Below are 13,622 nucleotides of genomic sequence, written 5' to 3'. Positions count from 1 at the left end.
TGAAGGCAAAGGAATGATTTCTTATAACTGTTAAAATAACTTTCTGGCATTAACTACGGTGCAAAATAATATATTTTTGCAAAGGTTCAAATTCCCATTTTGAAATTTCTTTTGTCGGCAAGTTCCTCCCCTCATTTCACCCACGCCGCAATCGTAACCCCGCCAAGATACCCCATTATAAGCACCACTAACCACCCTGCCAGCTGCATCCATACAGGATGCCGGTAATGCTGCAGCAACCGGGTGCTGCCAGCCGCCACCAGCACCACTGCCAGGGCTACCGGCAAGATGAGCCCATTGAGCGCCCCTGCCATCAGCAACAGCTGTACGGGGTTGCCGGCTATTACAAAAACAACGGTGGAGAAAAGTATAAAAACACTGATAAACCAACGCTCGTTGGCGGCAATAAAAGGATGAAATGTTTTCAGGAAGGAAACAGAAGTATAAGCTGCTCCCACTACAGAAGTAATGGCAGCGCTCCACATCACAATACCAAAGAAACGGTAACCAATTTCTCCTGCTGCTATCCGGAATACAGATGCAGGCGGATTACCGCTGTCGAGTACCGCGCCCTGTGTAATAATGCCCAACGCTGCCAGGAACAGCAGCACGCGCATGATAGCGGTGATAACAATACCGCTTACGGCACTGCGGTTAACAAAGCGGATCTGCGTTGTTCCGCTGATACCGGCGTCCAGCAGACGGTGTGCGCCGGCAAAACTGATGTAGCCGCCAACGGTTCCGCCAACAAGCGTTACAATAGCTTTTGTATCAATCACCGCGGGCCATACGCTTTGTTGTACTGCCTGCATTACCGGTGGATGTGAACTCACGGCAACGTACAAAGTAAGCAGCACCATCAGGATGCCCAGCCATCGTGTAAACTGATCCAGCACATGGCCTGCCTCTTTCATCCAGAAAATAAACAGCGCAATCCCACAACTCAGCAACGCGCCATAAACCGTATCCATGCCGGTGAGTACCTGGATGCCTAGTCCGCAGCCACCGATGTTGGCGATGTTAAAGGCCAGTCCGCCTGTTACCACCAAAGCGGCCAGCAGGTAACCCAGGCCCGGCAACAACGCGTTTGCAAGATCCTGCGCACGGTACCCGGAAACGGTAAGTACACGCCAGATATTCATTTGTGCGCCAATATCCAGCAACACTGATATCAATATTACAAAACCAAAAGACGCCGCCAGTTGCTGCGTGAATACGGTTGTTTGTGTAAGGAAACCCGGACCAATGGCAGAAGTAGCCATGAGGAACGCTGCACCCAGCAGCACGGAAGATTTTTGTTTGCTCAAGGCCGTTGTATGGTTAGTTGGTGATGATGTAATGCGTTATTAATAGCGCGCGCATATGTTACGGCGTGCGCGCCGTCGCCGTGAAGACAAATCGTTTCCGCTGTTATCGGAATCGTATGCCCGTTAACGGTAGTTACCTTTTGTTCAGTAACCATTTGCAGCACCTGTGCAATCGCCTGCTCCTCTTTTTCAATGAGCGCATTGGGTTGTGTGCGGGGAGTAAGTGCCCCATCATCCTGGTAGGTTCTGTCGGCAAATACTTCGCTGGCTGTTTTTAACCCGGCTTCCCTGGCAGCCGTGATAAGCCAGCTGTTACTAAGTCCGAAAAAGCAAAGCCGGGAATCTACATCTTTCACGGCTTTAACAATCACGCGGGCCATAGCCGGCGATTTAGCGGCCATGTTGTATAATGCGCCATGAGGCTTTACATGCCTCATCGTGGTATGCAGCGATTTGCAAACCAGTTGCATGGCGTATAGTTGTGTGGTGATCAATTCATATAATGCATGATCTGAAAGCTGCTGCTCCGTTCTGCCAAAATTCTCTTTATCTGCAAAGCCGGGATGAGCGCCGATAGCTACCTTATTTTCGAGTGCCAGCGTGGCCGTACGCAACATCGTATCATGATTGCCGGCATGATAGCCACAGGCAATATTGGCGCTGCTGATAAAAGGCATAATGGCGGCATCGTTGTCCAGCCCCTCTCCCATGTCGCAGTTAAGATCTATATAATGCATAATGATGATGATTAAACAGGCTGTTGTTGCAGCCATTCCTCCAGTCGTAATTTACAGGCATTTTGAAGAAAGAGCAAGTCCTGCTCCTGTTTCCACAACAGGGCAGATGCCGTTTTTTCATCCGTCATGCTAAAATGAATCTCCTGGTACGGCATACGTTGCGAAAGGGAAGGCATATCCGCAGTGATCACATGCGCCAGCCGGGCATACCCGCCAGTGGTTTGATGGTCAGCCATGAGTATAATGAGTTGCCCGTCGGGCAGCAGCTGTATAGTGCCCCTGGTGATACCGGCCGATAGCTGTTCCTCCCGTGGTTGTGTAGCCAGCGGCGGGCCGCTCAGGCGGAACCCCATCCGGTCGCTTTGTTCCGTTAACGAAAATGCAGCAGCGGTAAATTGCTGGCGGGCATCTTCCCGTAACAGGTTCCATTGACTCCCAGGCAGCGTACGTATGATATCTTTTGTGGTGTACAGGTGACTTACATCGGCGGTCCACGGTAACGGTACCACTTCCTTGCCCCGGAACCATAAAGGAGAGATGTTGTCCTGCCGGAGCTGAAGATGATCATTCTTTTTCAGCGGGCGGCCATCCAAGCCGCCGGCGCCGGCCTTTAAATGGGTGCTGTAGCTTCCCAGCCAGGGCGTAAGCGCCAGCCCGCCCCGTATAGCCAGGTAGCACCGTGCACCTGAAACAGGCTTACTGAAACGCAATACCGTTTGCTTATTCACCAGTACGGGCCTGTTAATGTCCAGTGGCTGACCATTGACGATAGCGCCAAAATCAGCGCCGGATAAGGCGATCATGGCATCTGTATCAAACAGGAAAGCCGATGCGGGAAAATGCAGTTCAATAGCCGCTTCGGTGAGGTCGTTGCCTGCCAGGCTGTTGGCTACCGCCAGCGCTACACGATCCATAGCGCCACCGGGATTAATACCCAGGTGTTGGTAACCGTATCGTCCTGCATCCTGGATGGTATCCAGCAATCCTTGTTGTACTACCTGTATCAATGTTTTTGGATCTTAAAATGTCAAATATAATGGGTCATCTCCCGGAAATCTTCCAGCGATACAGGCATAAATCTTACCTCATCGCCGGGACCACAATAGCAGGGAGTTTCCGCACCGGCATCAAATAACCGCAGGGGCGTGCGGCCAATAATATTCCAGCCTCCCGGCGATTCCTGCGGATAAATACCGGTTTGCGCACCGGCAATACCCACACTTCCCGCGGGTACCCTGAGCCGGGGTTGCTTTAACCGGGGCGTTACCAGCTGGTCATGCACTTTGCCCATATAGGGAAAGCCTGGCAGGAAACCCAGCATGTATACGGTGTACGTTTGTTCCGTATGCAGTGCTATAATATGCTCCGGGGATACATTTTTGCGTTCGGCCATCGCGTGCAGGTCGGGCCCCAGGGAAGGGTGATAGCATACAGGGATCTCCAACCGGCGGAGCGGAGCGGCAGCAGTTACGGCTGTCTCCTCCAGTGTTGCCGAGATCAGCTCCCTGATCTTTTCACCGGCGTTGCCATGCAGCTCCCTGTACAACACCACCGCATCGTATACAACTGTTAAGGAAGCATAGGCCGGAATAAGATCCAGGATGTATGGTTTATGCAGCTCCTGCAACTGCCGGAATGCCTGCATTACCCGGCGGTGAATATCCTCACTGATCTGCTGTTCCCATTCAATGATTACAGCCCGGTCGCCCAATGGAGATATAGTGTAGTTTCTACGCATTAGCTTATGAAGATAAAATAACTATTGCACATTACTATTAATAGCGTAAATTCAGGGTACATAACGTATCCATGAATGAACCTTTTTAGCCTGGCAAAGCTTAAATTGGGTCCATCACTACTTATTTTGCTATTAGCGGATTGTTTTATTTTCTCGGGAGCAAAGGCACAAATTAAAGCAGACTTCAATGCATCATCAACCAGCGATTGTGAACTGCTACTAACAACATTTAGTGATAAATCAACAGGCCAGCCTATATCCTGGCAATGGGACTTCGGTAACGGTTATACCTCTACTGAACAGCACCCCGGGGCTACCTATGTCAAACCCGGCGTGTATACGGTATCCCTCACGGTAAAAGATGCCGCCGGACAATCAGCTACCATCACCAAAACAGGATTTATTACCGTAAGATCCAGACCTAAAGTGGATTTCACAGCCACCAACGTAACCGGCTGCGCACCTTTACAAACCACCTTCACAGATAAATCAGACCCGGTAAGCGGCACTCTCCTTACCTATACCTGGGATTACGGAGACGGCACCACCGGCACCGGCAGCACCAGTACGCATACTTATCAGCAGGCCGGGAAATACCCGGTAACGCTCATCGTTACCAACAGCTATCAATGCACCAGCTTCAAATTAGTGGATACCATGGTAAAGGTAGCCCCTCCCATTGTAGCCGGTTTTTCCGTACCCGAAAAAATATTCTGCAGCGCCCCTGCCACCGTGCAGCTCACCAATACTTCCACCGGACCAGGTACCCTCGTTTACAACTGGGCTTTTGACGACGGCAGCACATCTTCTTTAAAAGATCCCGGCACGCATACCTTTACCAGCAAAGGGCTCCATGCTATTACGCTGACAGTGACCAATGAAATGCACTGTACCTCGGTCAAAAAAGCAGCCGATATTAACGTGGCCGCCTATACTACCAACTTTACCTTTCCATCACCCGTTTGTGCCAATACACCCGGCACTTACGGCGGCGTATTTGCTACTACAGATCAGCTCAAAGTAGCCTGGGAAATAAACGGGCAACCAGCTTTGAACAACGCGGACAATACCACTGTCTACACCCCTCCTGCTACCGGTTCGTTAAATGTTAAACTAACCGCTACCTATGGTAAATGTGTGGAGGTGGTAGAAAAAAAACTGGATATAAAACCATCTCCCACCGCCAGTATCAGCGTGATGATACCTCCTTTCTGTAACATGCCCGCTACCGCCACGTTCACGGACAATGCTCCTGCTGCCGCTGCCTGGCAATGGGACTTTGGCGACGGGCAAACTTCCACCGCGCAACATCCCGCACACACCTACACTGCAGCCGGCAACTACACCGCTACCCTGGTAACCACCAGCAAAGATGGCTGCGCAGCTACTACCAACAGCAGCTTTGATATAGCCCCGGTAAAAATAACGGCAGATGGAAAAAACAGGAGCGGCTGCGAAGGATTAATAACCACCTTTGGCGCGGTGGTTAACAATGCAGACGTTATTAAAACCTACCAATGGGACTTCGGCGATGGTAGCCCGGTATCTGCGTTAGCAGCGCCTGTACATCAATATAATAATGCGGGCATCTACACCGTTTACCTCACCTATACTACCGTCAACGGCTGTACGGGAAAAGTAGAAACAGTGAATAAGGTAGAAGTATATAAAAAGCCTGTTCCTGAATTCTATTCACCGGACGCCCCCGAAATCTGCGGTAATAACCCGGCAGCATTCAAAGACCAATCAGATATTGGCGACAGCTGGCGATGGGATTTTGGAGATGGAGCCACCGGCACCGGTAAAAACACCACATATAGCTACCAGCTACCAGGAACGTATACCGTACAGCTGATAGTAGGTAATCACACCTGCTATGATACTATTGTTAAAGAGAAATACATTACCGCTACCAATCCATTCCCCCGGTATTCGATCCGGCCGGTCGACTGTAACAAACGTACCACCATTGTTTTTGAAGATCATTCTATCGGGGCGGAATCCTGGCAATGGTCCTGGGGCGATGGTACCGATACTGCCTATACCGTGCCTACCGCAACTTTAACGCACGTTTTTCCCGGCAGCGGCACTTACCAGGTGGCACTTACTACGAAAGACAGTCACTGTACCACGCATGAAGGACTAACGGTAACAGTGATTGCTCCGTCTCCTGTGGTGATCAGCACCGATAAAAGTACGCTGTGCAGCAACGATGTGCTGGGCGCCGCCATCACCAGCTACAACCCGGCTATCTATAAATCTTCCGGCTACAAATGGCTGGCTGGTGGCATCGATCAGAGCGATCCTGACGACCAGCAAACATTCATCTACAAAAATCTTTCTCCCGGCAAACAACTCATACAACTATCAGCCGAAAACCTGCAGGGATGTATAGATCTCAGTAACATCGTTCCCGTAAATGTACGGGGTCCTGTTGCCGCGTTTAAACTGCCTGCCGCCAAATGCGCGGGCAGCGAACTGAGTTTCACCGACATGACCAATACCACTTACAGCGCAGGTATTAGCGAGTGGCAATGGGATTTCGGAGATGGCACTCCTGTAGAAACCTTTACCAAAGGACCTTTCCGGCATACCTATAAACAACCGGGAAATTATAACCCTATGATGAAGGTGACTGACAAAGAAGGTTGTGTAAGCTATGGCTATGATAATACCCTCCAGGTAAAAGGCCCTCAGGCCGTATTCGATGCCAGCAGCTATCTTGTTAAACCAGGCACAGATGTATACTTCTACAACAAATCCAGCGAAACCGGTGGCGCTATCACCAGTGTGAACTGGAGTTTTGGAGATGGCCATACTTCTACCGCCACCGGAACAGTGACAAACAACTACACCCTGCCAGGCGCCCACCAGGTAGTACTGCGCGTGCAGGATAATAATGGTTGTGAAGACAGTGCCAAAAAACAGGTAAGGGTATCCAGCGTTGGCGCCGACTTTACCTATAGCTCCCGCTTTGCAAATGGTGGCAGTTGCGCACCTATGATCTTCTTCTTTACCAATACTTCTCTCAGCTATACTTCCAGTTATTGGAGCTTTGGCGACGGCACTACTTCCATTGAAGCCAATCCTGTACATACCTACACGGAACCAGGGCTTTACGAGGTGATCCTAACCGCACAGGGAGAAGCAGGCGTAACAGACAAATACATTGATACCATAGAAGTAAAAGGTCCCTATGCCGCTATAATAGCCAGTTCCGACGGCGGATGCCTGGAAAAGGAAATTCAGTTTAATGTTGTCAGCAAGGGTTCGCAGGATTTCAGCTGGGATTTTACGGACGGCATTATTCTTCATACCACCGACAACGTAGTGAAACACGTTTTTAAAACACCGGGCATTTATCAGCCGAGACTACTGCTGACTGATGCCGCCGGTTGCAGAGGCAGCGCCCTTCTCCGCAACCCCATCGTTATTGATAAACTGGATGTGCAGTTAACACCAGCACCAGCTATTCTTTGCGGTAAAGGAACCGTTACATTCAATCCTGTATTCAACAGCTTCTCTATTGACCAGTTAGGCAAACCAGCTACCTACAAATGGGACTTCAATCCCTCACTGGTACCATCCAACGAAACAACCGCTACTCCTTCTTTTTATATTCCTGCACCGGGCAGGTATGATTTTAGTTTTACCACCACTACCGCTTATGGTTGTAAACAAACAGTGACTACTAACGTGAACGTATATACTAAACCGGAAGCCATTATTGCAGGCCCCGATAAAGTATGTGTATCCTCACCGGCCGGGTTCAGCGGCAGCGCTGCGAACGACAATGGTCTTACCTGGGAATGGAACTTCCCTAACGGGGAAAAACCAGCCGGAAGTAAGCCTCCGCAACAGGTATTCTCCCAGCCTGGTCCGGCAGATATATCCCTTGTTGTTACCAATAAAGATGGATGTACTGATACGGCCCATCACCTCTTAAACGTGCTGCCTTTGCCCGATGCAAAAGCCACCTCTATGAGTGAATTTATCTGTTTGCATAATACTACCCTGTTACAGGCTACCGGTGGCGCCAGTTATGAATGGACACCGGTTACAGGACTCAGCAACCCGCTGATCGCAAACCCGTCGGCTAGTCCTGATACCAATACCACCTACCATGTGAAAGTAACAGACAGCAACGGATGTATCAATACCGACCAGTTAACGCTGCAGGTAATCCAACCGTTTAAGGTAACGGCCTCACCGGATACCTCCCTGTGCCAGGGTGCAGTGCTGCCGTTATATGCCTCCGGCGCTGATTATTACAAATGGGAAGGCACCGGGCTGGCAAATCCTAATGAAGGCGTTACCACGGCTACGCTTACTAACACAGGCAACTATACCTACGCGGTAACAGGCTACGACAGCAAAGGATGCTTCTCTGATAAAACATCCCTGCAGGTAATCGTAGCACCGTACCCGTTAGTAAACACTGGCCCCGACCGGAATGTTCCTGCCGGCACCCCCGTACAGCTCACTGCCTCCGCCAGTAACGATGTGGTCAGCTACAAATGGTCGCCATCACAGGACCTCAACTGCCCCGGCTGTGGCAGCATACAGGTGATTCCCAATCTTACCACCACCTACGCTGTGGAAGTGGAAAACCGCTATGGCTGCAAAGCAAAAGACGACGTTACCATACACATCCTGTGCAATCAGTCTGCCATTTACATGCCTAACGCATTTACTCCCAACCAGGATGGACAAAACGACCGCATCTATCCTAAGGGAAAAGGCGTAAAGGAAATCGGGTACCTGCGCATTTATGACCGCTGGGGAAAACTTATCTTTGAAAATATTCACTTCCAGATCAATACCCCTGCCGCTGGTTGGGATGGCCGGATCAACAATCAGGAAGCCGCTTTTGGAAGCTACATTTATTACATGCAAACCATCTGCGAAAACGGGGAGAAATTTGAATTCAAAGGAAGCATCCTACTGGTGAAGTGAGTCGGCTACCAGCAACTTCATAGCATTGTATGCCCCGTCCGACAGCCGGTACGGCCGTTCGTTTACCATCTGCACAAACTCAACGCTAAACGCCAGGAACAAAGGAAAAGGACTGCCCGGTGAAACGCTGGCGGTAAGCGTGAGTGGTTCGGTAAGGTGGCTATCCAGTATCAATGCCTCACTGCTTATTTCATCGCTTTCATACTGCGCTTCCTCAAAATCAATCGCGCTAAAGCCACAGGTAATGATTACATGCGTGGCGCCGCGGGGCGACTGCACCTCCCTTGCCGGATAGAATGGCGGTATTATTATAGTTCCTTCCCCGGCAGCACGATCAATAGTTGCCGTTAAAGGCGCATAAAAAGAAGTGCTCATCCCGCTCGTCGTATTGAACTCAAACTTTTCCATGATCTTTATGTCGCCATTCATCACGTTACGATATCCCCGCTCACTGGTTACATCGGCTTTTATCACCTTCAGGAACTCCCTGAGGAGGCGGGGTGTAATTCCACTATCGGCAGCATTCCTGATCATATAACGGAAAGCGGAACGAAGCAATTTTCCTGCCCGGCCAGCCCGGCCAAATTCCATGCTGTTTTCCCTGCTACGCTGGAATGCAGGATCAGCCGATATCCGCGCCCCGGATACCCCGGATCGCTTTCTGACTACATAACCACGTTTAGTTTTATAAAAAGATAGATTTTCGATTGCGCCATTAAATTGCAACAATCCGTCCTGTTTACTCATCGTTAAAATGTTTTCGTTAAAAGATAGGCAGTTTAGATAGCTATGCCTGTTAAGCTTCGCCTGTTGATTACACAGACGTACCAGGCGAAAGTATCCACTACCCTGCATGCGTAAAAACAAAGCTGCCGCTTTTACCGCTTTTTGCCGCTTTTTGCCGGAATACGTCCCACCGGTTTATGCATAGTGCATTCATAGTGCATGAGGAGTGCATTAGGAGTCCATCAGGAGTGCATGGTAACAGTATAGATAGCGCATGGGATACGCAGGTCCGAAGCATGGCAGAAGCAGGTGACAGGTAACTTCACAGTGGCGTGGAGTTAAGTACTTATTCCCCGGGGAATGTATAATTATAATATTCACTTAACATGATAACCAGCAGGTAAAATACTACCTTTATCCGTTCAAACAAAACTCAACAGGAATGGAAATACCAGGTAACTTCATTAAAATATTTCCGGAATATCAGGATGTTTTCTATGATGATTTGGAAAATCACAGGAAATACTTCCTGCCATTATGTTCTATCAACCTGAAATTCTTTTCGCAAGACAAGGATCAGTGGCTGCATTTTGTTTCTGTAAAAGAGATATACGACGGCCGGGTAGGTGAAAACACTACCTCGTTTCACACAGATTACACCAGGTGTGATATGTTCGGGTTTGATATCATAGATGGCAAATATAAGTTTGACGCGGATTGGGAATACTTTACCGTTTCCACTGAAATTTTGCCGGAAAATTATCACCTGGAGTATAGCGATGAAGAGATCCAGTTTAATTTTAATGAGGCAATGTACCAATTAAAGAAGTCGTACTATAAAAAATTCGGAAAACTGTATGACCGGGATTTCTACAGACCCGGTTTAACGGTAGATGGAATCAGGAAATTAGAAAGACTGCTGAAACTTACTGCAGAAGATATACACAAGGATGAACCTTCAGATTACTTCGCAGAAAGTATAAGTAAAAAAATCAACGGCATAATAGATGAAGTTAATGTAGCTAATCTTCCGCTCGACGAATGCGAATACGCCGGCACCAACCTGATAGATAAGCCTGTTAAGGCAGATGAAAGTATTTTCAACTATATAGCCTGTATGGAAGGATATAATTTCCAGGAAAATGCCGCTGATCAGATCTATTTGTTTTATGATGATCAGATGAAGAAAGCGGTGATCTGTTTGGAATATACCTGATAAAAGCCTGTAAAAAAAGGAGGCACCCTCTTTAGGTGCCTCCTGTACACTGTATTATAACCCTATGCCTACCATTTTACTTTCAGTTCAGAACGCCTGTTCTGTTTATAATCCTCTTCTTTACATGGCACACCGTCTTTACAACCGTTCACAGGGTTGCTTTCCCCTTTATTGCTGTAGTAAAGGCGTTTCGGATCGAGGCCCTTATTAACGAGGTAATCTATTACTGCATAGCAACGTAACGCCGACAGATCGGTATTATACTGATCAGAGCCACGGTTATCAGTAAAGGATGAAATCACGATCTTCCAGTCGGGATGACGCTTCAGCACCGCTGCCACCTGGTCCAGGATTCTGCGGGATTCAGTGAGCAGGGATGCGCTGTTATAATCATAGAGGAACTTCAGTTCTTCCAGTTGCTGTTTATCTGTTTCTTCTTCCGCAGTATGCTTTCTCGTTACCAAACCTGGCTGCCCGCTTGTTACAGGTGGCTGTGGTGTGGTAGCAGGATCTGTTGTCACCGGCGCCGGGTTCTCCCTGCGGTTAATCCGGCTAAAGTAATCGGGATCAGAGAAGTAATAAATATCATCCTTACCCATGCTGCCCGGTTTGTTGGAAGCCAGGTAACCTTCATAGCCATTACGTTTCAGGATCAGTCCCAGATCATCGGCGCCGGAGTTGAACGGCACTTTCATGTTCTCGGGTGTTTCCCAGCTGGACTTCCCTCCTTTCACGCGGTAAATGTCGTAGCCGCCCATTCCTGCATAGCCCCTGCTGGAGAAGTAAAGGATACCATCTTCGTTAACGGTGGGAAAGGTTTCTGCTGCTACTGTGTTCACCTGGCTGCCACAGTTAAGCGGCGCTCCCCAGGAGCCGTCTGCCTGCTTCTCCGAATACCAGAGATCTGTTTGCCCCAGGCCACCCGGGCGGTCTGATACAAAATACAGCACATCGCCACCGGTGCTAAGCACCGCATGACTGGAAGAATATCCGGTTAGGTTGATGCCGGGCATCAGTACCGGTGTTCCCCATTTACCATCTTTTTTTACAGATTGATAGATCTGCAACTGGCGGACACCATTTACGAATCCTTTGCCGGTAACAGGTACACCCTTGCCTTGTATGTTAATAGTGGCATAGAGGGTATCTTCTGTACTGTTAAGACATACCGGGCCAATATGATAATCGTATTTACCCAGCAATGCAGGCGCCAGTTCTTCCAGGTACATATCGGTATTGCTACCGGTGTATTGCTGGTAAACGTATGCTTTATAATAAGGTTGTTCAGTGCGTTTATCAATAGGTGGTTTTGACTGCGAGCCATTATTAAGCGCCATGGTGCGGTAGCCGTTTGACATCAGCAGCAATCCTTTCTGTACTACCCCGCTTACCAGGTCGGAGCCCTGGGTGTTCAGTTCTTTAACCGGTTTTAACTGCACCGGAACGCCCTGTTTACGCCATACAACAGCACTATCGCAACCCTGCAGCGCAATGTCTTTTAATTTAAGACTGTCCGCATTGGAGGTGGTGAACAACGCATACTGCTGCTTTGCTTCCTCATATTGCTCCAGTTGCCGGAGCGCTTCTCCATACGCAAAATAAACCGCTGCAGGACGGTCGGGACGGCCCGTGATCTCCTTGTATACATCCGAAGCTTCCTTAAAGTAACCGATCTCCTGGTAACTATGAGCCATCTTCATCAGCTCATCTACCGGCATCTTACTTCCCTTGTTACGGGCAATCCTGTTATAAAGCGCTCCTGCCTCTGCATACTCCTGTCTTGCATAAGCTGCATCAGCCAACTGCGACAAGCTTTTCTGCTCCTGGCTGTACAGGTTGGAGGCAATCAAAAACAGCGGAATAATAATTATAGTGCAACGTATCATACGGGTAGTAACTAAGAGTTAAAAATACCTGGGATTCCTTACAGTGAAATTTTTCGAAGGGATTAAGAAGCCTAATGATATTTCATGCGATCCACCCTGGTAACCTGCCATTTTATTAATACTCAGATCGTAGGAATACCCGATGCGGAGATTTTCTGTAGCATAGAATTCCACCATCACGCTGGCTGCATCCAGTTCACTCAGGTCTTTCTGCAAACCGGTTTTGTTCCACAAACCCACACCCGTACGATAGGATGCGCCGGCCCACAGCTTTTCGCCGATCAGCAAAAAGGCATTAATGTCTACGTTAGTAGGTCCTTTAAAATCTTCTTTGATAAGAATAGAAGGCTTCAGCTGTAAGTTATCGCCCAGCGGGAACATAGCACCTGTAGTAATATACAGGTGCTGTGTTTTACGGATAGTAGAATAATTGTTTCCTTTCCAGCTGTAACGGGTAGCATCGGTATAGAGAGAAAACAGGTCCATGATGGAAGCGCCTGCATAAAAGCGGGGAGTATAGTAATAAACCCCGAAGCGGGCATCCGGCACCCACACACTCTTTTTACCCAGGGGTATGGCGGAATCGTCGTTATCGGTGTATTGCAGCGCGTTACCGTCAATGGAATACTGGGTAACGCCACCGCCTAACCCGATGCAAAGCCGGCGCGTATCTTCATCGTCCAGCGGAATCCGGTAGGAGTACGAACCATACAGCGATAAAGCATCCTGCGGGCCCAGTTTGTCAAACAACATTTGCAGCCCCAGCCCCACCTTGTTATCACTGGCAGGCGTTACTCCGTCTACCGACACGCCGCCTGTACGGGGCGCGCCGGGAAATCCGGCCCACTGATGGCGGTATACGGTGTTCACATACAGGTCTTCCTTATAGCCTGCATAGGCAGGATTTATGCTTAACCCGTTGAACACGTACTGGCTGAACTGTATGTTCTGTTGCGCCACTCCGCGCATCCCTATTGCCAGCAGCATCACCATTATTCCTGCTCTGAGTACTGTTTGCATCTTTTACTTTTTTTGTAGCAGATAATATTTTTATTG

Annotated in this window: 9 protein-coding genes; 2 read left to right on the top strand and 7 right to left on the bottom strand. The window is 48.9% G+C overall.

The window, feature by feature from the left end; genetic code table 11:
• Positions 1 to 131 precede the first annotated feature (131 nt).
• From PV783_RS17950 to pxpB, 4 genes are read right to left on the bottom strand one after another with little or no spacing between them, the layout of a single operon-like run.
• Complete coding sequence (locus PV783_RS17950) at positions 132 to 1,307, bottom strand: NRAMP family divalent metal transporter (protein ID WP_420989031.1); 1,176 nt, start codon at positions 1,305 to 1,307, stop codon at positions 132 to 134.
• Positions 1,304 to 2,080, bottom strand: a complete 777-nt coding sequence (locus tag PV783_RS17945) for a 5-oxoprolinase subunit PxpA (protein WP_420989030.1) — start codon at positions 2,078 to 2,080, stop codon at positions 1,304 to 1,306. The genes PV783_RS17950 and PV783_RS17945 overlap by 4 nt, the downstream gene beginning before the upstream one ends.
• Complete coding sequence (locus PV783_RS17940; RefSeq protein WP_420989029.1) at positions 2,056 to 3,051, bottom strand: biotin-dependent carboxyltransferase family protein; 996 nt, start codon at positions 3,049 to 3,051, stop codon at positions 2,056 to 2,058. Before PV783_RS17940 ends, PV783_RS17945 begins: the two co-directional genes overlap by 25 nt.
• Positions 3,052 to 3,071: 20 nt before the next feature.
• On the bottom strand, positions 3,072 to 3,782 hold the full coding sequence (pxpB, locus tag PV783_RS17935) for a 5-oxoprolinase subunit PxpB (RefSeq protein WP_420989028.1): 711 nt from the start codon (positions 3,780 to 3,782) through the stop codon (positions 3,072 to 3,074).
• 126 nt (positions 3,783 to 3,908) lie between these two features.
• Here pxpB and PV783_RS17930 point away from each other — a divergent pair, with 126 nt between their 5' ends.
• Positions 3,909 to 8,738, top strand: a complete 4,830-nt coding sequence (locus PV783_RS17930) for a PKD domain-containing protein (protein WP_420989027.1) — start codon at positions 3,909 to 3,911, stop codon at positions 8,736 to 8,738.
• Here the strand turns inward: PV783_RS17930 and PV783_RS17925 are convergent.
• Positions 8,724 to 9,485, bottom strand: a complete 762-nt coding sequence (locus tag PV783_RS17925; RefSeq protein ID WP_420989026.1) for a hypothetical protein — start codon at positions 9,483 to 9,485, stop codon at positions 8,724 to 8,726. The genes PV783_RS17930 and PV783_RS17925 overlap by 15 nt on opposite strands.
• Positions 9,486 to 9,906: 421 nt before the next feature.
• Here PV783_RS17925 and PV783_RS17920 point away from each other — a divergent pair, with 421 nt between their 5' ends.
• Positions 9,907 to 10,680 carry a hypothetical protein gene (locus PV783_RS17920; RefSeq protein WP_420989025.1) on the top strand — a complete coding sequence of 258 codons (774 nt, stop codon included), beginning with the start codon at positions 9,907 to 9,909 and terminating at the stop codon, positions 10,678 to 10,680.
• Between the two features lie 68 nt (positions 10,681 to 10,748).
• Here PV783_RS17920 and PV783_RS17915 read toward each other — a convergent pair whose 3' ends face one another.
• Both PV783_RS17915 and PV783_RS17910 read right to left on the bottom strand, forming a co-directional pair.
• On the bottom strand, positions 10,749 to 12,566 hold the full coding sequence (locus PV783_RS17915; protein WP_420989024.1) for an OmpA family protein: 1,818 nt from the start codon (positions 12,564 to 12,566) through the stop codon (positions 10,749 to 10,751).
• A gap of 18 nt (positions 12,567 to 12,584) precedes the next feature.
• Entirely contained in the window at positions 12,585 to 13,586 is a 1,002-nt protein-coding gene (locus PV783_RS17910) for a PorP/SprF family type IX secretion system membrane protein (protein ID WP_079467689.1), read from the bottom strand.
• Between the last annotated feature and the right edge of the window lie 36 nt (positions 13,587 to 13,622).

The organism is Chitinophaga sp. CC14, assembly GCF_048957795.1.
Lineage (GTDB): Bacteria > Bacteroidota > Bacteroidia > Chitinophagales > Chitinophagaceae > Chitinophaga > Chitinophaga ginsengisegetis.
This window is presented reverse-complemented; position numbering and strand designations above follow the sequence as displayed.

What these genes read in the sequence shown, in the direction of transcription:
- PV783_RS17945 (WP_420989030.1), bottom strand. Translation starts at nt 2,080, where the DNA reads ATGGCTGCAACAACAGCCTGTTTAATCATCATCATTATGCATTATATA.
- pxpB (WP_420989028.1), bottom strand. Translation starts at nt 3,782, where the DNA reads ATGCGTAGAAACTACACTATATCTCCATTGGGCGACCGGGCTGTAATC.
- PV783_RS17925 (WP_420989026.1), bottom strand. Translation starts at nt 9,485, where the DNA reads ATGAGTAAACAGGACGGATTGTTGCAATTTAATGGCGCAATCGAAAAT.
- PV783_RS17920 (WP_420989025.1), top strand. Translation starts at nt 9,907, where the DNA reads ATGGAAATACCAGGTAACTTCATTAAAATATTTCCGGAATATCAGGAT.
- PV783_RS17915 (WP_420989024.1), bottom strand. Translation starts at nt 12,566, where the DNA reads ATGATACGTTGCACTATAATTATTATTCCGCTGTTTTTGATTGCCTCC.
- PV783_RS17910 (WP_079467689.1), bottom strand. Translation starts at nt 13,586, where the DNA reads ATGCAAACAGTACTCAGAGCAGGAATAATGGTGATGCTGCTGGCAATA.